This window comes from Pontibacter mucosus (assembly GCF_003054055.1).
Taxonomy (GTDB): domain Bacteria; phylum Bacteroidota; class Bacteroidia; order Cytophagales; family Hymenobacteraceae; genus Pontibacter; species Pontibacter mucosus.
Genome location: NZ_QBKI01000009.1, coordinates 1 through 20885, shown reverse-complemented (window position 1 = coordinate 20885; position 20885 = coordinate 1). Strand labels below are relative to the sequence as shown.

Below are 20885 nucleotides of genomic sequence, written 5' to 3'. Positions count from 1 at the left end.
AAGTACATGTTACCTTAAAGTACAGAACATCATGATTAAAAAATTACACACTTTCACAGAACAAAGCACTTTTACAATTTACCTTTTCTTGCAGATTTTCCTCGGATTCATATGGTTCAATACTTCGGCCCAGGAGGTGGCGGAAGTATGGTCACAGCGTTTTGATGCCCAGGGGCCCGGCAATGAGACCGTGCAGGCATCAGTGCTGGACGAATCGGGAAACCTCTACCTGACAGGCACCAGCTATACTGCTGATACGCAGCATAACAGCGAGATTGTAACTGCCAAGTATGCTCCGTCTGGGGAATTGCTCTGGACGAAACGGTTTGTGATGCCCTATGACACCAACACTGTCGTCTTCAGCGAAGAGGCCCGTGCCATTGCCTTGGATGAGGCGGGAGGAGTTTACGTTACTGGTCTGTTGCGCAATTCGAGTTCCTACCGCAACGGCAGCATCCTCACCTTCAAGCTTGATGCAGCAAATGGCGAACAGACGTGGCATGCCGTGCACGGGCCAGGCGGTTACGGCACGACTGTCTTAATGGAGCCCGCTGCCCTTGCCGTAGATAAAAATGGTGGCGTTTATGTAACAGGGAAAGCCAACAACAGTACAGTAGCATCCGGCTACGATTACATCACGCTAAAGTATAACACGGCAAATGGAGCAAAGATATGGGAGCAAACTTACAACGGTGCACGCAACTTTAATGACGAAGCCCGCTCCATCGCCGTGGATGACCAGGGAGGTGTGTACGTAACCGGAACCAGCCTGGTAGACATCGACATGTGGGGGTCGAGGTATGCCTATGTTACGTTGAAGTATAATGCGTCGGATGGCACGCAGGTATGGAGGGCGCAGTATGCTGAAGGAGTGGGAGTCCTGAATGATCCCAAAGCGATAGTGTTGGACGGCATGGGGGGCGTGTACGTGGCGGGTACCAGCCAGGGAGATGGAAAAGACTTTGCCACCGTGAAGTATGCTGAAGCTACCGGTGCACAGCTTTGGGCTGCCCGGTACAGTAGAAGCATGGGGGATGATGAGGTGAGTGACCTGGCAGTTGACGGTGCCGGTGGGGTATACGTGACGGGCAGGAGTGCCGGCACCTCCACCCTGACGGATTTTACAACCGTGCGGTACCAGGCGCAGGACGGGCAGCAGGCATGGGTGAAACATTACGCCGACAGCCAGGGCCGGACAAGTATTGCTCGGACCTTAGCTGTGGGTGAGCGCGGTGAGGTGTATGTGACCGGGCAAAGTTACGGGCATAACAGTATTGCCAGCCTGGTAACGCTTGCCTACCATAGTGCCGATGGAGCTGAAAAGTGGAGGGTCGAACAAAGTGACCTGAGCAGTCCGGGTGACAGAAGCATTGTTTTGGCGGGAACCAGTGGCCAAGTATACACAGTGGGCTCTGCCTACAAAACTGCAATGCGGGACAGTGACTACATCATCTCGCAGTACAGCGCTGCCGAGGGCACCCAGCTGTGGACCACCCGATTTGAAGGCCTGTCAAGTACAAAGGACGCGGGTTCGGCAGTGGTTGTCGATGCAGCAGGGTATACCTATGTGGCGGGTAACACCTATTCGCTTGGTAAGCAGACCGGAGGTGTGGTGGTAAAGTATGCTCCTTCGGGGGAACAGCTGTGGGTGAGGCAGTACGATGAGGAGAAAGTAGAACGTTTTGATGCCATTGCCCTGGATAACGCCGGTGGCGTATATGTGGCCGGAACGACAAACCAGTACGATTACCTGACCATGAAGCTACAGGCGGAAGATGGGGGAATAGCCTGGTTGGCCACCTATGACGGTGGGGCAGGCGAATACGACGCTGCCAGATCAGTTGTTGTAGATGCGGCGGGCGGTGTTTACGTGACAGGCACCAGTTACAGCCACGGCACAGGCAGAGACTACGCCACCATTAAGTATAACGCTGTCGATGGCGCTCCGGAGTGGGTAGCGCGCTACGACGGGCAAAATGCTGACGATGAGGCAACTGCTATGGTATTGGACGGGCAGGGTAGCCTGTATGTCACTGGTCTTAGTCATGGTCAAAGCTTCGATTTTGCCACCATCAGGTATGACGTGGCCACGGGAGCACAGCTGTGGGCTAGCCGCTACGATGGTTCAGGACAGGGAGATGATATAGCTAGAGCCATAACGGTGGACGCAGCAGGGGACATTTGCGTGACTGGAGAAATTGTTGGAGCAGACAGAACGCGGGACTATGCCATTTTAAAGTATAGCGCAGCAGACGGAACACAGCGCTGGGTAACGTTTTATGAAGGCAACGGCGGTGGGGATTATCCGTGTGCCATTGCGGCTGATAAAAAAGCTGGTATCTATGTAACTGGGTATAGCGCCTTGGACCGTACGAACTCGTCTTTTGCCTTTGCAACATTAAAGATGAATGCGGAGGATGGCACCGTGGCGTGGTTATCCAGTTATGGTGTCAAGTACAAGGAGGCGCGTGCCGAGGCATTGGAGCTGGATAAGGCCGGGAACGTATATGTGGCTGGTAGCTGGGCAGGGGCCGGCGGGCCGGGCAGAGGAAGTGTGGGAGTACTTTTCAAGTATAGCGGCAAGGATGGCGCTGAACTCTGGCAGATGGCAACCAAAGGCTACGAGGACGACTTCTTTGCTATGACCCTGGATGCGCAGGAAAATATCATCGCAACGGGCCGGAGCTTCTCCAATTATACCGATAACGACATCCTGACAGTCAAGTATAGCCAGGAGGACCTGAGCCCATGCAACACTCCGGTGCAGGTGCAGCTGTATCTTCCTCCTTCTGCTAAACAAGTGGGACACCAGGTGCGCACCACCGCCGACTTCGGCCAGTTTATACTTGCCGAGGATACCGGCATCCGCTGGACCTGGGGTGACGGCAGCACGCCAAGCATCTCTTATACTAGCTTTGGCACTGGGCGCATCACCGGGCAGCATACGTATACAGCGGCCGGGATTTACCCTGTCGGGCTCGACTTCTCCGAAAGCTGTCTTAAACCGGAAAATGCCGGCTATGAGCAATGGTTGCCGGTTTATGATCCGGAGGCCGGTTTTGTGACCGGGGCTGGGTCCCTTACTTTCGCTGCTGCCCCCTTCGCGCTGGCACAGGCAGGAGGAGAGCTTCACTTTAACTTCAACCTACGCTACGGCAAAAAGTCTGCTACCGCTCCGCAGGGCCAGATGTCACTTGTCCTAAATAACCGGGAGCGGTTCAAGAGCAGCAGTATGGAGTGGCTGGTGATCAGCGGAGAACAAGCCGTGTGGGCAGGAGAGGGCACTCTGAACGGAAAGGGACGCTACGGGTTTATCGCCTCTGCCACAGATGCTGGTGGCCCGGGTATAACTGATCGGGGCGATAGGCTGCGCATCAGGATCTGGGACCTGAGCCGGGGCAACGTCCTTGTTTTTGATAACTATCAAGAGGGTGGCGAGATACTGGATATGGCTTCTGTAGTACCTGCTATTACTAAAGGGCAGGTGCTCATCAACACGCAAGTTACGCACGCTGCAAATAAGGATGCTACAGAGGCTGGTCAGTTACGGGCTTATCCAAACACCTTCTCTGACAAAACAACGATCTCGTTTATGCTAGCGCATGAGCAGGAGTATGTGCTGGAAGTATACAACTTGAACGGGACACCAGTCGGGCGATTAGGAGCAGGTAAGGCTAAGGCGGGAAAAGAGGTAAAGTATGAGTTGAAGGGTTCCGGACTGAAGGCAGGGATTTATGTTGCCAGACTGGTCACCGACACGGGTGCACAAAGTATAAAAGTTATCCTGAAGCGTTAGCAGTAGGGTTGATTTGAATAGAGAAGGAGCTTCAGGAGGGCTCCTTCTCTATTTCTAACGCAAGAGCGTAATCGTGCCGGTCCGTTGCCTGGTCGTACCGAAGCTGGTCTTTAGGGTGAGAATGTAAGCATAGACGCCGGCGGGCAATTCGCGCCCGTTCTGGGTTCCGTCCCAGGCGGCATCGGCCTCCGTGCCCTCATACACCACATTGCCAGAGCGATTATAGACTTGTAATGTATAGCCTGTGAAGAACTTGCCTTTTATCTCCAACACATCATTAAGGCCATCGCCGTTCGGGGTAAAAGCGCTCGGAATATAGGCCAGCGCACTTTGCTCTATCTCCACCAGGTTGGAGTAGGAAGTGCCCCTGCCGTTTTGGGAGGTAGCGCGGATGCGGTAACGTAGCACCGGCAGCTTGTCGCTTCTGGTTTGGTCGGTAAAGCTTTGGCCTGAAGCAGGGTAACTGGCGACCACCGTGGCGTTCTCATTCAATAGCTCCACGGTATACTGCCCCACGCCATCCGGGAAGCCCGTGTAGGCAGACCAATTCAGCTCGATACTTCCATCGGTTTGCTGCTCACCGCTAAGCAGAACGGGGCACGAAATATTGCTGACAGGGGCGGTAATACCGCAAATATTGGTGAAGGAGGCGCGGTAGCAGGCTGGCTGCCGGTTTATACTTTCATCCAGTATACTTGTCTGCTGCGTTTGCGTGAGCTGCTTGTAAGTAGCCCCATTTATACTTCGCTCGATAACCACAGCGCTTGCCTGCTGCCTTTCCGGCAATTGCACCGTCAGCTCAACCTGGTTGTTCAGGTTATAGCTTGAGAGTAAGTATGGCGCATCGGGTACCACGGTAGAAGTAACCTCCGCATCCCCCGTGGCGGAAACTGAAGTATAGCGGTCGCCTTGCGGGTCAGTGCCCGTGCCCACTACATAATAGCTGTAGGTCTGTCCGCAAGTAACTTCAGTGTCGGTGTAGGAGGTGGCAGAGCCTGGCAGAGTCTGTATTAAAGAACCGTTTCGGTATACTTCAAAATTTTGGAAATCAGGAGAGTATTCCCAGTTGAGCTCCACCTGCTCTTCAGCTGGCTGTACGCTTAAAGAAATGCCGCTCACGATGTTGGAGTTGATGAAAACTTTGCCGCAGGCATCCACGGGGCGTACCAGGTACCAGGTGCCATCGGTTGTGTTGACACCCTGAATGGTTTGCGTAAGGGTGCTACTGCTAAAACCCTTAATTTCACCAATCTGGATATATGGCTGCCGGACATCACCCGTGTACTGCTCTACAGTATAGGTATAACCCGGCACCAGCCCTGCCAGCTCCAGTTGTACACTTCCGCTGGCGCTTTGTTCCAGCACGGATACTTTTACAAGTTGAGTAGTGTTGTCTTCGTCGAGCAGGGGTAGGGTAGAGACGTTTTGGCTGCTGGCGTTGCTGCAGGCATTGCCCTTATACTTACCAGTCAGCGTGACAGTAAAGCTCCCTTGCGAAGTATAAGTATGGGTAATTGCGGTTTTGCCATCCGTCTCCTGTGCCTGGCCGTCGCCGAAGTCGTAAGTATAACTATCGTACTCCGGGTTGGAAACAGAGAAAGAAATAGCTCCGTTGGCGCAGCTCTGGGAGGTGAACACCGGCTCCGGCACGGCCTTTACCTCAAACACCCGGGATATAGTATCAGTAGAAGTGCTGCTGCCGTAGTTGGCGATTTGCAGGACTTTATACCGGCCTGGTGCCGTGTAAGTATGCTTCTTGTTAGTTGTGGAAGGCGTAGGGATTGCCCCTCCTTTGTAATCGAACACATAGTACTCCTTGTCGTCATCGGCCTTGTCGTAGCAGTCCTTGAAGGTAACTTCCTGCCCCACGCACAGCTCCTTCAGCTCATTCCCAGCCGCATCAAGTGCGGTAATGCACCTGTCTCCCTGCGCCCAGGCAGCGGCGGCCCAAAGTATAAAGCATATGGTCAGCAGGTATCTCAAGCGGTTCATTTTCTAGTACCTCTACGTTCAAACTACTAAAATTAGGGCAGAAAAGTATAGCCTCTGCTAAAAGAAAAAGCCTCTGCCACTGTACTGGCAAAGGCTTTTTATACTTTAAATGGATGGTTTACAAAGTATAAGCCCTCAGGAAGCGGATGCTTTGCTGTATGTCGTAATGCAGCACCCGGTCTGTGGAGACAAACGGCACCTGCTCCCGGTAAGCCTTTACCAGCTTTTCCAGCGGCGCTGAACTTTGCAAAGGCCTGCGGAATTCCAGGGCCTGGGCCGCGTTCATCAGCTCGATGGCCAGCACCCGCTCGGTATTGTGCATCACCTGGTACGCTTTGGTGGCGGCGTTGGCTCCCATGCTCACGTGGTCCTCCTGGTTGTGCGAGGATGGGATGGTGTCTACCGACGAAGGCGTGCACAGCTGCTTGCTCTGACTCACGATAGAGGCCGCACTGTACTGGGCAATCATAAAGCCGGAGTTCAGGCCGGGCTCGGCTACTAAGAATGCCGGCAGGCCCCGCTGGCCGGAAATAAGCTGGTAGGTTCTGCGCTCGGAGATGCTGCCCAGCTCGGCCACCGCAATCGCCAGGAAATCGAGCGCCAGGGCCAGTGGCTGCCCGTGGAAGTTACCGCCTGAGATGATTTCATCCTCGTCCGGGAAAATGTTGGGGTTGTCCGTAACGGCGTTGATTTCAGTCAGGAAAACCTGCTCCACGTAATGGATGGCGTCTTTGCTTGCCCCGTGCACTTGCGGAATGCAGCGGAAGGAGTAAGGGTCCTGTACGTGCTGCTTCTCCTGCTTAATAAGCTGGCTACCGGCGAGCAAATTGCGCATGGTCGTGGCTGTTTCCAGCTGCCCTTTATGCGGCCGCACCTGATGGATGAGTTGGTTAAACGGCTCAATGCGCCCATCAAAGGCATCCAGCGACAACGCACTTACCACATCGGCCTGTGCAGAGAGGCGCTTGGCCTGGAGCAGGTTGTAAACGCCGTACGCACTCATAAACTGCGTACCGTTCAACAGGGCCAGGCCTTCCTTGGCCTTCAGCGCGATCGGCTCCCAGCCGAACATCTCCAGCACATGGCGGCTTTCTATCTTCATGCCCTGAAAGTATACTTCGCCTAGGCCAAGCAGGGGCAGGCACAGGTGCGCCAGTGGGGCCAAATCGCCGCTGGCGCCGAGCGAACCCTGCTGGTACACCACCGGGTATACTTCGCGGTTGTAAAAGTCGATCAGGCGCTTTACCGTTTGCAGCTGCACGCCGCTGTGCCCGTAAGCCAGCGACTGCACTTTCAGGAGCAGCATCAGTTTCACCACCTCTTGCGGCACTTCCTCACCGGTGCCGCAAGCGTGCGACATCATCAGGTTGCGCTGCAACTGCTCCAGGTCAGCAGGGGAAATCTTTTTGTCATACAGCGAGCCGAAGCCGGTATTGATGCCGTAAATGCTCTGGTGCGTGCTGGTGATTTTCTGCTGCAGATAGTCAAAACAGCGCATAATCCGCCCTTCCGCCTCCTCCGACAGGGCCAGCGTATACTTATCGCGAAGGATGGTGCCGATGCGCTCCAGCGTCAGGTGCTGGCTGGAGATGTGGTGTTCCTGGGCCATACTTACTTTAGTTTTGCAATAATTTCCTCCACAGTCAGGTCCTGCTGCTCTCCCTGCTTCATGTCGCGGAGCTTCAATTTACCGGTAGTCATCTCCTCAGAGCCGATCAGGATCACGTAGGGGATGCTTTTTTGATCCGCGTAGCCCATCTGCTTCTTCAGCTTGGCTGCTTCGGGGTATAACTCGGCGCTGATGCCGGCATCGCGCAGCTGCTGCAATACAGGCAAGGCATACATTTCCGACTCCTTATCAAACTGCACAATCAGGGCGGTAGTGCTCTGCTGGCTGCTCTCCGGGAAAAGCTGCAACTCCTCCATCACATCATATATACGATCCACGCCAAACGAGAAGCCTACCCCAGACACGCCCGGCAAGCCGAACATGCCCGTCAGGTTATCGTAGCGACCGCCCCCGCTGATGCTGCCCATATTGACGTTGTTTACCTTCACCTCGAAAATACAGCCGGTGTAGTAGGAGAGGCCCCGGGCCAAGGTAACGTCCAGCATCAGGCGTGGCTCACCCGAAGCGTTCTCGGCTGAAAGTGCCTTGCTTTGCAGGCCCTGCAGGTAAGTCCATACCTGGCGCAGTTCATGCAGGCCTCGCTCGCCTTCGGCGGTAGTGCCTAGTATACCCTGCAGTTGCGCCAGCTTCTCTTCGTTGCTGCCGTTCAGGTCGTAGAGTGGCTCCAGTTGGCTAACCGCCTCTTCGGCAATGCCCCGCTCCAGCAGCTCTTTGCGCACGCCATTTCGTCCGATTTTGTCTAGTTTGTCAATGGCCACGCAGATGTCGCCCTCCCGGCCTTTTTCCCCAATGGCCTCGGCTATACCGGCCAGCACGCCGCGGTGGTTTATCTTGATGGTAAAATCCGTTAGACCCAGGTCTGTTAAGGCCCCGTTGATCATTTGCACGATCTCAGCCTCGCAAAGCAGGGAGTTAGTGCCCACCACGTCGGCATCGCACTGGTAAAACTCTCGGTAGCGGCCCTTCTGCGGACGGTCGGCGCGCCAAACAGGCTGGATCTGGTACCGCTTAAAAGGGAAGGTGATCTCGTTGCGGTTCATCACCACAAAACGGGCGAAAGGCACCGTCAGGTCGTAGCGCAGGGCTTTTTCTGAGATTTTACGGGTCAGGTGCTTGTAGCCCTGTTCAATGTCCTCTTGTTTGGTCTTGGCCAGGAAGTCGCCGGAATTGAGGATCTTGAAGATCAGTTGGTCGCCCTCGTCGCCATACTTGCCCGTCAGCACCGACAGCTGCTCCATGGCAGGCGTTTCGAGTGGCAGGTAGCCATACTTCTCAAAAGTGCGGCGGATGACACTGAAAATATAGTTACGCTTGGCCACCACGGCAGGGCCAAAATCTCGTGTTCCTTTCGGTATGGATGGTTTCTCTTTGCTCATGCTCTTGCAGGTTTGCCGGCGAAGTTACTAAAACTGGAGCAAAGGTGGGAAGGATCCGCTAGCTAAGGTGACAGAAGTATAAAATCAGCTCAGTTATACTCTAAAACGCCGCCTTATCGCCTCTGATGACGTTGTAGACCGTGTAGAAGATAATCTTCATGTCCAGCCAGAAAGACCAGTTCTCCAGGTAAAAGATGTCGAGTTTCACGCGGCCCCTGATCTGGTAAGAGTAGGTAGTATCGCCACGATAGCCACGCACCTGAGAAAGTCCTGTAATGCCGGGCTTGATGAAGTGGCGCACCATGTACTTGTCGGCAACCTGTGCATATTCTTCGCCAAGCTTCAGCATGTGCGGCCGCGGCCCTACGATGGACATGTGGCCCAGAAACACATTGAAGAACTGCGGCAACTCATCTATACTTGTCTTCCGGATGAACGCCCCCACACGGGTAATCCTGGAGTCTCCTCTTTTGGCCAGCAGCTTGTTTGCATCCTTGTTGACATACATGCTTCTGAGCTTGTAGCACTCGAAATTCTTATTGCCGATACCTGAACGGATTTGCTTGAAGAAAACGGGGCCCCTAGAGTCGATCTTAATGGCGATGGCCACGAGGGGCAACAGCCAGGAAAGTATAAATACAATCACAAAGAGCGAGAAGAAGATGTCGAAGGCCCTTTTAATGAATTTGTTGACCGCATCGTCCAGGGGGATGTTGCGCACCATCAACACCGGCAGCACATCATAAAAGTCGACTTTAAATCGTTGGTGCGTGTAGCTGTTCGGCTCCGGCAGAAATTTTATCCTTACCAAATGGTCGTCGGCAAAGTCGAGCAGCCGCTTAATTTCTGTCTTATTCAGCTCATCCGGGCAGCAGTAGATTTCGTCTACCTCATTTTGGAGCACGAATTCCTCTATTCCAGAGATAGAGCCGATAACACCATCTTTCTTAAGCTTTCCGTTGTCGCTAAAGAAGCCTAAGAACTTGTAGCCAAACTCGGGGTGACTCTTGAAGAAGCGCTGCAACTCTACTGCCATTTCGTTATGGCCTGCAATCACAACTTTCCGGAGGTTATACCCTTTCCTGCGGTATATTCTTAATCCAGTGGTGACAACAATACGCCAACCTACAACCAATCCAGCGAAAATTCCATAGTGATACAGGAGGGTGTTGCGAGAGACACTATGAATACCTAGTATATTAAGTCCTGCCTCTGTAAGAATAATGTAAAGCAATACTGCTTTTAAGGCTGTAAACGCCACCTTTAATCGTCTGGCGACCCGAAATATTTTGTAAGTCCCAAGTAAGCTTGTGCAGATAAACCAGCCTGTAAGAGAAAACAGCAGTGAGTACAAGTATAGTGATTGATTATTTGGTGCTTTACACAGCTCAAATGCGAAAAAGATGGATAGAGCTGCTGCAGCAACATCGCCTGCAGAATGTACGAGCCTAATGTATTTGGAATAGAAACTTGCCATCGATTCACGCTAAATAAAGTTGCGAATATATGAAGTTCCTGTGGAGGTCCCTATACACATTATAGAAGTATACTTAAAAAAGCCAATTAAGCGTTATTGAATAAGGCTAGACACTAAATAATGCATTGTGAGCTTTAATATATGACCTTAGAGTGCGTGCACTGCTCTATAAACCCCCTCATTTTTTTCTTAAAAGCCTCTTCACTAAACCTCTCAGCATTTTCTCTGACATGTAGGGGATCAAAGTTTGCCTCTACAAGCTCGAAATTCCTGATTGCTTCTGAGAGGGAAGATATACTCTGTTCCTGATAAAGTATGCCAGTACTGCCATGTAATACTGTCTCGCAAGCCCCTCCCTTACCAAATGCAATAACAGGTGTGCCACAAGCCTGAGCCTCAACGGGTATGATGCCAAAGTCTTCCTCTGCAGCAAAAATAAAAGCTTTGGCCCGCTGCATGTGGTCTTTCAACACCTCGAAGGACTGATACCCCAGCATGCTGATATTACTCGTCGCCCTAGCCTTGATTTTGTTGAAGTCAGGGCCATCCCCGATAACGATTAGCTTTTTGTTAGGTAACTGGGCAAAGGTTTCTACAATTAAATCCACCTTCTTGTAGGGCACCAGACGAGAGGCCGTCAGGTAAAAGTCTTCTTTATCTGTCAACAAGCTAAAGCTCTCAACATCTACCGGTGGATATATAACAGCGGCATCCCGGTTATATACTTTTTTTATCCTGCGGGCAATGTAGCCGGAGTTAGCTATAAAATGATCAGGTCTGTTGGCAGTAGTATAATCCCACATTCTCATATAATGCAGCATTGTTTTGGCTATAAAGCCTTTCAGACCTTTATTTAATCCTGACTCCCTTAGGTATTGGTGGTATAGATCCCAAGCGTAGCGGATAGGGGAGTGGCAGTAGCAAATATGCTGTTGCCCTGCATGGGTGATAATGCCTTTTGCCACAGCATGGCTGCTTGATATTACCAGGTCATACTCTGAAACGTCTAGTTGCTCAATGGCCAGCGGCATGAGTGCCAGGTAGTTTCTGTAATGCTTTCTGGCAAAGGGCAGTTTCTGGATAAAGGTGGTAGTGGGCCTCTTGTGCTGGATGTGCTTACGCAGGTGTTCCGGCATGAAATCGATCACGGAAAATAAATCTGCTTCTGGGTATATCCTTAGCAATTGCTCTACCACTCTCTCTGAACCAGCAAATTCAACGAACCACTCGTGTACTATGGCGACTTTCACTTCCTCAATTTTATGTTCTTAATTAAAACTTCACAATTTTTTAAGCTAACTTAAGAGGATTGATTAGCCAGCGTGACTTCTTTTTTTCTTAACCATTTGCCCGAGTTGAAGGTATTGAATGCAAATACTGAATTAAACAATGCGTAGAACATAATACCTGCTTGTCGGGATAAGACATTCTCAGTGATGCAGCAAACTATGATGAGAATCAGGAAACCCAAGTATGTGTATTGATGATGTTTAAGGCTATGTGCCGTAGGAACGGCCAAACATAGTACAAGAATTAAAAGCCCCGTCAAGCCATTTCGCAGCATCTCCTCTAAATATTCGTTATGGGCATTCATCTCATTTTCATAGATCCAAGGGTTTAAGTTCTTGTAGCAAAGGTTAAGCTTTTCCTGAGTGTTTCCTACCCCTAACCCGGTTAACCAATTCTTGTCCTCACCCAGCACTTTAAAGCTGCAGCCCCAGTTAATATACCTGATATTTATGCTCGATACTAAGTGAATATTATACTCCTGGTAGGAGAAGTCTTCAGACCTGATGATTTTTTTTATTACTGTACCAGCCTTTTCATTGGTGCCGATGTACCAAGAAGCGGAGAGAAACAGCATCCCTCCTAAAACTATCACTGGATATTTTCCCCACCGTTTTATTAACCAAATAATAGCGAACAATGCAAGTAGAGTTAGAAGAGCTACTATAGTCATCTTTACATAGATGACATAGATAAAGAAGAGAAAGTATAGAATGGCTACTATCAGAAAAGCTCTGAGTGCAACAGAGTTTGAGGAAGTATAGAACCGGACTAAACCTACAATAGCAAACAAGCTGAATAAACCCGAATAGGGCCTGTGGAGTAAAGTCAGTTCCACCATTGTAGTTAGGTCCTGTCGGTCTAGTACTACAGCAATTCCTTCTCTAAATGTAAAGAGAGAGGTTAGGAATAGTCCAACGATGAAAGCGGTTATGATGTAGTTTATCTGGTTCTTTGTTAGTTTATCAGAGGTGCCAATTATCAGCGGAAAGAGGAGGATCGGCAATTTTCTTATCAGTATATCGCTCGCCTCTTTTAAATCACCTACCCTGTACAAGCCCACAAGGTTAATGAGAAACAGGGATAAGAAAAGCCATAATAGCTTATTTCTTTTTAGTTTTTCTAGCTTTGCTGCGTATTCACCTGATATTAACCAATGTAGGGTGAGTAGGATCACACTTAGGCTGGCCAGCTTTACAGGAAGCCCCTCTGCAGTGGGTGTCAGCACAGCCACTATTAGTAGAAGAATAAAGTAGAGTTTACCGTTATAAATTTTAAGATTCGAGAACAGCATGCTGGCGAGCTATTGATGAAGTATAATGTTCTGTAAAGCCATGGCAGAGTTCTTCCAGGTATACTGATCTACAAGTTGGTGCCCCTTCAAAATCAACGTTTCTCTTAGGTCATTGTCCTGAAGTGCCAGGTTTATTGTGCTAGCTATGTCTTCAGGGTTGGTACCGTCAAAGTATAGGCTGGCATCCTGACAAACTTCGGGTATACTAGCTGCAGCAGAGACTACAGTAGGGCACCCAGTAGCCATAGCCTCCAAAGGTGGCAACCCGAAGCCTTCGTAAAGTGAAGGGAATACAAAAAGAGTAGCTAGGTTATAGATTAAAGGTAGGTGCTCACTATCTACAAAACCTGTAAACAATACCCTATCTTGAAGACCTAGCTCTTTGATGAGATGCAGTAACGTTATATCCCCAGTAATAAAACCCTCCTTTTTGCCTACAATAACCAGCTTTAAATCGGTAAAGCGTGAAAAATCAATTTTCTGGAAGGCTATAATTAAATTCCTTAAGTTTTTATGGGGCTTCACATTGCCCACAAACAAAATATAGTTGGATGGAATGTTATACTTTTGGATTACTTTTGCCTCCAAAGATGAATCCTGTCTCTTGTAAAACACGCTTTTGTCCACACCAAGACTAATCTTATGGATGGTTTTGCTGCCTGTTTTCAGAAGTCGTCTCATCTCGGAGAGTGAAAATTCTGAAATAGTAACTATGGAATCCGACCTGTTGATAGCAGATTGCAATAGGGCCTTCGCATACAGCTTATGCACGGAGCTGATGTTATTCGCCGCTAAATGGAAAAGGTCGTGGATTAATACCACCCGCTTTTTTGCCTTAACAGGCAACATTGGTACATTAAAATGTGGGGAAAGAAAGAAGTCACAATGAGGCACCAGTAAAGGGAGTGCCAGTTGCTCGCCTACAGAATAAATTGGCTTGTTAAACCTTATAACCTTTAGGTCAGCAGCCCACTCATACTTTTTTAGTTCCTCCGGGTTGCCTAATAAGGTTAGTTTAAAGAGCGGTTTCAGGTAAGGGAGCAGATTCTGAAGTACTGTTCCAATACCTGAGGCATTGATCATCCTTGCATCAACGACAAGTTTTTTAGAGTGAGGATCCATTATGAATCTATTTCATCATTTGGGGCCGCAAGCGCTAGACCTATAAAAAACCAAATGTATAAAAAATGGAGCTGCACACCTAACAAGCAGATCAGGACAAATACCTTTATGGCCTCACCTGAGACTACAGAAGTTCTGGAATACCTTCTGTACATGAAGTATAGAATTAGTATAAATAAAGTGAGGCCATATATGCCATTCTCCACCAAAAGTGTTGCAAAGACTCCTAATCCAGGAGCATCCCAACCTTTGCTTGGAGGTAAAATCCCTAAATAATCAGGATTGTTCCTCACCAGAGCATAATTGCCAAGACCAACCCCGAATATAGGGTTTTCCATTACCATATTTGGTGTTATGAAGACAGCAGCAATCCTGCCCATGACGAAGTTAGTGTCATTTTGGCGCTCCGCTACTATCCCACTAAAGTTTTGAACTGCATGAATATAATTCGCAATAACCATAGTGAAAACTAAGTAAAATATTGGAAGCAGTGCAGTCAATACTACATATCTAAACCATTTGGCTGATTTGAAATTCTGATAGAAAAGATAGAAGTGCCAAGCTAATACTGCTACTATACCGGCTTTAGATTGGCTACATAGAAGGACTAACAGAAATGAAGCTCTTAGCAACCATTTTCTTCCCTTGATGAAGAAGGTGAGTATGTATAAAGCTGCGTAAAATAATCCTAAAGGCCCTCCTTCAACATAAAAACCTCTTAACCTAGGAGTAGGATTGTTGGGGTCGTAGGAGGTAGTATCGTAAACAATAGATGAGTTCTGAAGAGACAGAATGTTTAAGTAGGTTAGTAGGAATACTAAAAGGAAAATAGCAGAAATATAAAAATTAGCATTAAGGACCTTTCTGAGCGTATAGCTTACTTCAATACCTCTGTTGCTGTAGTAGTTGATTGTTTTGTAAATCATCAGGGCGAAAGATAAACAAGCTAACAACTCAATGAATCTGGAGACACTGATCAGGTAAGGTAATTTTAATGGGGAGAGCCCTTCTAAATTTAAATAGAATGTAGTGTTTAAGTTAAGACAAATTGTTATAAATAGGAATGATAAGAAAAGTATAAGGAAATAAACAAGATACTTGTTAATACTTTTGATACCTGAGATTAAGAAGGGAACAGTAAGCAGTGAGACAAGCTCATTTAGTTTGACTCCTGCAAATTTCACTTCAGTAAAATGAAAACAAATTATACAGTAAATAGGGAAGAGCCAAAGCCCGAAATGCTTAGTATCTAAACTTTCTATACGTTTCAACTCGTACTCCTTAATGAAGATTTGATCGCTTTGAGAATTAACGGAACTCTTGTAAACTGCTTTCTCCTGATTCTGTTCACAGCTACAAAGATTAAACTTATATATACAGGAAGCAGATAATTGCTATGAAATTTTTTAGTGAAGATTAGCCTGTTTCGAATACTATAGTAATCAGACAACTGGCTTTTATTGTTGTTATCCTTTAGGCCACCTCCAATGCTTGAGCCCTCTTTGTGGTATACTATTGCGTTAAGACAAGTATCAATATCATACCCTTCTTTTCTTCCACGTTTTACCCAGTCTAATTCTTCAAAGTATAAAAAGTACTCCTCTGCCATCAGTCCCACTTGTTGTATAAAGTCTTTTGAAACAAACATAGAGGCGCCAACTATGTAATCGTTGTCTTTGATAGTGAGATCCTTGAATTCAGTGTCAGAATTAAGGTTAAAACCAACGTGTTCTGTTTTAGCTAAAAGTGGATTATATCTCCCTAAAATGGCCTGTATGGACGTGGGAGCGTGGTAATATAGAAGCTTTGCTCCTAATATACCTAACCTCCTGTTACTCGATTTTGCTTCATTTATGTGCTTTATCATGTTTGATAGAGCGTCTTTTGCAACAACTGTGTCATTATTTAAGAGCCAAACATAATCTGCTTTGTTTGCAAGCGATAAACTTATACCTATGTTATTTCCTCCAGCAAACCCTAGATTTTGACTTGATTCAACTAATACAAGCTCACTGTTTAACAAAGTGACATTCTCTGAGCTTCTAAATTTGATGTATTGACAATTTACTGGTTTATTTATGGGGGTAGATGCTACTGTAGTGGCTTCATAAAAATGCCCGTTAAGGGAGATTGGTTCAGAACCCCTTGCCCAGGCCATGATGTGTTCTATAGAATCATTTTGAGAGTCATTATCTACAACAACAACTTTAAAATTTGTGTAGGTCATTTTGAAAAGGCTCTCAAGACATTCAATTGTGTCTTGCCAACTTTTATAATTTACCAGAATTATGAATACCTGAGGAAATCGGTCCATTTAGTGATGAGTTTAAAATACAGTACTACAATCCCTGGAAAAGTTACGCCCTCAAAATAACATTGACTGCTTTTGTCCATGTGCTGCCGTAAAATGTATGGCGCACAAGTAGATACTTCCTTTCAAGGAAGCCCTTACCTTTCAGACTTATAAAGTTCTCCAAAACAGTCTTTTTTTCTGGATCAGCAGACAGTCTCTGGAGATACTGTCTGTAAAAGGATTCAGCTTGCTTTACCTCCGGCTCCAGTAATGAGAATTTGCGCTGCTTGATTTTTGCATAGCCGCTTGAAAGCTTCTGCACCCAACTTGCCTGACGTGCTCCGACTACATTTTGGCTGTGCTGGCGGTAGAGAACTGTCTTTTCGGGAAGATAGGTAACTTTTCCGAAGCAAGTCGTTACAAGCAGGAACCACACATCGTGCATTAATGCTTCTTTAGGAATAGGAAGGGCTAAATCTACTACAGCTTTGTTCATCAACAAGGTGCAGCCTGTCACCACATTTTCTACAAGAACTCTGTTTAATTGGGTATGTTCAGGGTTAAGCTGCATGTAACTCCAGTAAGACGGGTGTACCGGCGTTAAATCTTCGTTAACTACAGCTAAGTCTGTAAACGAAATCGCAGGTACTTCAGGGGTGTATTCACATTCAATCTTTCTAAGTTGTTCAAGGCTCAACGCTAATTTATTGGGGAGCCAAACATCATCCTGGTCAGATAAAGCAATGTATGCTCCAGTAGCATAGGAAATCCCTTGTTCAAAATTCTTTATAACTCCTTGTGTGTGTTCGTTGACGTAATATCTAAGACCACATGTTTCCTGGTATCTTTTGAGAATTTCAACAGTAGCATCAGTGGATTTGTCATCACAGACAATTACCTCTATATTTTTATAAGTTTGATTATAAATAGAATCGAGCTGCTCTGGTAAATATTTTGAACCATTATAGGTTGCTAAGACTACAGATATGAGAGGATTTTGAGTCATTTATACTATAGTTATTGTCACTTTAAAGCAATGTGCTCCTTTTAAAACCTATCTTGGCTGGCGATAGATCATGAATAGCTTTTTAGGCGCATTGATAAAAGTTTAGCGATGGCTATACTCTCCAAATTTTTTCCGCTTAAAATCTATGTAACCATGAATGAAGCTTTTTAGCTTCCTAAACTTATCCTTCTCGAAAAGGAGTACTTTTACGATTTCTACTAAATTCTTATTTTTCTCAGTAGCTAGAAATTCCGGAAATTGATCCTTAAACTTATGTAAAATCTCTAACCTATTTCTTGTTATATAATACCTCCGTACATAGCTGTGATTGCTGGTGCATAACTTCCAACCAAAAAGGTTGTGGCAGGATAAATTTCCAAGCTTATGGTGCAGCTTGGCTTCATTGTTTACTACTATTTTGTATTGATGCTGCAGGAGCCTCAGGCAATATTCGTGATCAACAAAATCGATAAATAAGTTGTCGCGGAACGGGCCAACTTCTTTATAGGCATTTAAGTTGAGTAAGCTCCCCGAGGTAATGACGGAGTAGGCTTCTTCAAGCTTGTCTGGGGCAGGGATGGAATCGTCTTCTAAATACCTAGGAGCTATTATGCCTATCTGCGCTGTCTCTACAACCGATGTGGTAGCTATAAGCTTTTTAACCATATTTTCTGAGAACTTGCTATCTTGGTCCATCATCAGTAACCAACTAAAACCTTCAGCTAGGGCCTTAGAGGCTGCTATGTTCAGTGCCCAGGCTATACCATGATTTTTCTTTAAGCCAATGTAGTCTACTTGGGTGTTACTTTTTCTTAGGGCATCAACGACATAGTCTGAAGTATCATTAGAGTTGTCTACTACATACAGTTTACCGATCTTATCACTATATGACTGTATGTTATCTACTACCTCAGCGTCAGGCTTATAAAGAACAACAACCCCAGCAATGTTATGGAACATAAGAGATTGATTTGTATTTGTGAAGCTATTATGAGACAATTACTTTTTAATTTCTAACTCACCATGAGGGCTATTCTTTTTCAAAAAAAAGTATTGGGGATAATACTTATACACAGCGATAAAGAGCATACTTGTAATCAATGTTTCTGTGATCAAAATACTATACGCGGTTCCCACAGCTTTAAAATAGGATGCTAGCGTAAAATTAAGTATAATATTGGCAACAGCTCCAACACTCATGATCATTGCATAGTTTCTAGTAAGGTGGTACGCCAACATCGTTTGTGAAACAGGTATATTTAATGCTGCCATAAAAGGCCCTAAAGATATTATCTTCAAAATGAAAGAGGCTTCACCTAAGTATTCACCTGTAATCAGAAAAACTATATAATCAGATAAAAGGAATATCAGCAGCGATAATGGTAAGAATGTTGCCAACACAACAATTACTATTTTTCTTAAAAAAATCGCTAGTGTTGAAAAAGAAGCTTGTGCAAGAATACAAACACGAGGATAAACCACTTGATGCAGAATACCTGCGAATGACCTGAAAATCAGAAACACTTTTTCAGCTATACTATAATAGCCTAATTGCAGGGGTGTCGCAAACAGTCCTAATATAAGGATATTTGTATTGTTTGCGACAGTGACTGTTACATTTGAGATAAAAACGCTCCAGCTGCCTACTAACTGATTTTTAATCTGTTGAAAGTTGGGAAGACTGAAGGATATTTGAAATTTCTTATAAACGATTATAAGACCGATAACTCCTCCGACAATTGCACTACCGCCATTAATTAAATTTATATATATGTAGTCATCAGCTTTATTGATAAATACAAATATTAAAATTGCGTATAAAGTACGGCTTAGAATATTTATATAGGTAATATATTTCATCTTCTCTACCCCTTGGAAAAACCAAGTGGGCAGCAGCAGTTGTCCTAGAACAATAGTGAAGCTCAGGCAGGTGACTAATGAGTACACCTGGTATTTTGGCGTTAACAGTAAAGCCACAGTAATGATGCATAAAGACAATATGCAAAGCACCGCCTTTGTCGTCATAACCTCTGAATAAATTCTTGATAAGTGACCCACATCATGTCTGTAGATGGAGATATCTTTGGTAGCTGACAAGCTAAAGCCATAATCTGTTAACACAGTGAAGTAGAACATGATGGCTTGCAACAAAGTCACTATTCCGAAATTTTCAACACCAACGATTCTAATTATATAAGGAAAAGTGAGAATGGAAAGTATAAAGTTAGAGCCCTGTATAAAGCCTAAAGATAGGAAGTTGGCAAAAAGTGGTTTGTTTTCAGAACTTACTAAGCCACTGATCTTAGTTAGTTGTTTATTAAGTGGTTTCAAGAAAGTATAATATGTATGAAATAGGTTGTCCGGCTTTTCTTACAATAAAATGGTAAGCAATCAAAACTTACAGCAGAGGAAATTTTTTAATTACTAATAAACTCAAAATTAACTAAAATTCGGTAAAGGAATAGGGCATAAGCTTAAACATAGCCTATATATTTTATTACACAAGCAGCTATTATTCAATTCAAATTGCGTGATAGTGCACGCATTGTAAAACAAAAAAATCTGTTCTGCCAGTGGCCGTGCTTACGTTTCAAAGTTTGCAAAGACTCTTAAACCGCAACAGCCATGACAGAACAGACCATTACCATATACTGCTTTATAGACGATTTCTTCCATGGTATTGGCAGAAAAGATGACGCCCACTGCAAAATAAATGATGACGAGCTCCTGACCACGGCTCTCCTGGCCGCCCGCTACTTCCACGGCAATCTGTGCTCGGCCTACGGCTACATGCAGGCCCACCACGGCGTGAGGCGCATTGACAAATCCGGTTTTACCCGCCGCCTGCACGGCCTGCAGCCCCAGTTGCTGGCTCTGTTTGCCGCCCTTGCCAATGCCTCAGAGAGCTTAACACCTCCTCGGTCTACCTGATCGACTGCTTCCCCGTGGCCGTGGGTGACAACATCCGCATCCCCCGCTGCCACCTGCTCCAGGGCAAGGCCCACCGCGGCAAGCGCGTGAGCAAGCGGCGCTACTTCTACGGCTTCCGTGTGCAGGTTATCACCACCTCGGACGGGGTGCCGGTACAGTTCTACATCCATGCCGGCTCCTTTGCCGACCTCACCGCCCTCAAGGCCATGGACGTGGAACTGCCCGAGGGCAGCTGCCTCTACGCAGACGCCGCCTACACCTGCTACGAGGTGGAGGACCTGCTGGAGGAGTGCGAGCGGATCGAATTTCGCTGCTGCCGCAAGTCCAACAGCAGGCGAAAGGACGAGCCGCATGTGGCCTTTCTCAAGGACTACTACCGCAAGCGCATCGAAACCACCTTCTCCGGCATCACCGGCTTCTTCCCCAAGAAAATCCATGCCGTCACAGCCGAAGGCTTCATCCTTAAACTCATCCTCTTTATCTTCGCCTATACCCTAACGCAAGTCATCGACTAGCTCTCAACTTGGGTTAATTAGAAGCTATCTCAAAAATACCTTAGCATGATTTTCATGCAGGCCAGCAGGACGAAGGCCAGGTAGTTTTCTGCTTTGTGCTCGTGCCTGACCAACGTTCTTCTGAAGTTAAAGAGCCAGGCGAAGAAGCGCTCCACCCTCCATCTTT

At 46.8% G+C, this 20885-nt stretch carries 13 protein-coding genes and 1 pseudogene; 2 read left to right on the top strand and 12 right to left on the bottom strand.

The genetic code is table 11. From position 1 onward, the window contains the following. The first annotated feature begins 31 nt into the window (after positions 1–31). Positions 32–3796 (top strand): SBBP repeat-containing protein, encoded by a 3765-nt coding sequence (locus C8N40_RS16590; RefSeq protein WP_108212935.1) that lies wholly within the window; start codon positions 32–34, stop codon positions 3794–3796. A 54-nt stretch (positions 3797–3850) separates the two neighbouring features. Here C8N40_RS16590 and C8N40_RS16585 read toward each other — a convergent pair whose 3' ends face one another. From C8N40_RS16585 to C8N40_RS16530, 12 genes are all read right to left on the bottom strand, one after another. Then, a complete protein-coding gene (locus C8N40_RS16585; protein ID WP_108212934.1) occupies positions 3851–5788 on the bottom strand; it encodes a T9SS type B sorting domain-containing protein in 1938 nt (645 codons plus the stop codon). Positions 5789–5906: 118 nt separating this feature from the next. Further along, a complete protein-coding gene (gene hutH / locus C8N40_RS16580; protein ID WP_108212933.1) occupies positions 5907–7397 on the bottom strand; it encodes a histidine ammonia-lyase in 1491 nt (496 codons plus the stop codon). A gap of 2 nt (positions 7398–7399) precedes the next feature. Next, positions 7400–8794 carry a histidine--tRNA ligase gene (hisS, locus tag C8N40_RS16575; protein WP_108212932.1) on the bottom strand — a complete coding sequence of 465 codons (1395 nt, stop codon included), beginning with the start codon at positions 8792–8794 and terminating at the stop codon, positions 7400–7402. Between the two features lie 100 nt (positions 8795–8894). Continuing rightward, positions 8895–10271 (bottom strand): undecaprenyl-phosphate glucose phosphotransferase, encoded by a 1377-nt coding sequence (locus C8N40_RS16570; RefSeq protein ID WP_108212931.1) that lies wholly within the window; start codon positions 10269–10271, stop codon positions 8895–8897. Between the two features lie 134 nt (positions 10272–10405). Further along, positions 10406–11521 (bottom strand): glycosyltransferase family 4 protein, encoded by a 1116-nt coding sequence (locus tag C8N40_RS16565; RefSeq protein WP_108212930.1) that lies wholly within the window; start codon positions 11519–11521, stop codon positions 10406–10408. A gap of 50 nt (positions 11522–11571) precedes the next feature. Then, the gene (locus C8N40_RS16560; RefSeq protein ID WP_108212929.1) at positions 11572–12852 is read right to left on the bottom strand and encodes an O-antigen ligase family protein; all 1281 of its coding nucleotides are present in this window, start codon (positions 12850–12852) and stop codon (positions 11572–11574) included. Between the two features lie 9 nt (positions 12853–12861). Continuing rightward, positions 12862–13974 carry a glycosyltransferase family 4 protein gene (locus C8N40_RS16555; RefSeq protein ID WP_108212928.1) on the bottom strand — a complete coding sequence of 371 codons (1113 nt, stop codon included), beginning with the start codon at positions 13972–13974 and terminating at the stop codon, positions 12862–12864. Beyond that, entirely contained in the window at positions 13974–15158 is a 1185-nt protein-coding gene (locus C8N40_RS16550; protein ID WP_108212927.1) for an O-antigen ligase family protein, read from the bottom strand. The genes C8N40_RS16555 and C8N40_RS16550 overlap by 1 nt, the downstream gene beginning before the upstream one ends. Positions 15159–15241: 83 nt before the next feature. Next, positions 15242–16288 (bottom strand): glycosyltransferase family 2 protein, encoded by a 1047-nt coding sequence (locus tag C8N40_RS16545; protein WP_108212926.1) that lies wholly within the window; start codon positions 16286–16288, stop codon positions 15242–15244. A gap of 43 nt (positions 16289–16331) precedes the next feature. Continuing rightward, positions 16332–17273, bottom strand: coding sequence for a glycosyltransferase family 2 protein (locus tag C8N40_RS16540; protein WP_108212925.1), 942 nt, complete (start codon positions 17271–17273; stop codon positions 16332–16334). 102 nt (positions 17274–17375) lie between these two features. Continuing rightward, positions 17376–18233 (bottom strand): glycosyltransferase family 2 protein, encoded by an 858-nt coding sequence (locus C8N40_RS16535; protein WP_108212924.1) that lies wholly within the window; start codon positions 18231–18233, stop codon positions 17376–17378. 39 nt (positions 18234–18272) lie between these two features. Further along, positions 18273–19604 (bottom strand): flippase, encoded by a 1332-nt coding sequence (locus C8N40_RS16530; protein WP_108212923.1) that lies wholly within the window; start codon positions 19602–19604, stop codon positions 18273–18275. A 294-nt stretch (positions 19605–19898) separates the two neighbouring features. Between C8N40_RS16530 and C8N40_RS23465 the strand changes: the two are divergent. Continuing rightward, positions 19899–20719, top strand: a pseudogene (locus C8N40_RS23465) (IS982 family transposase). Positions 20720–20885: the final 166 nt, after the last annotated feature.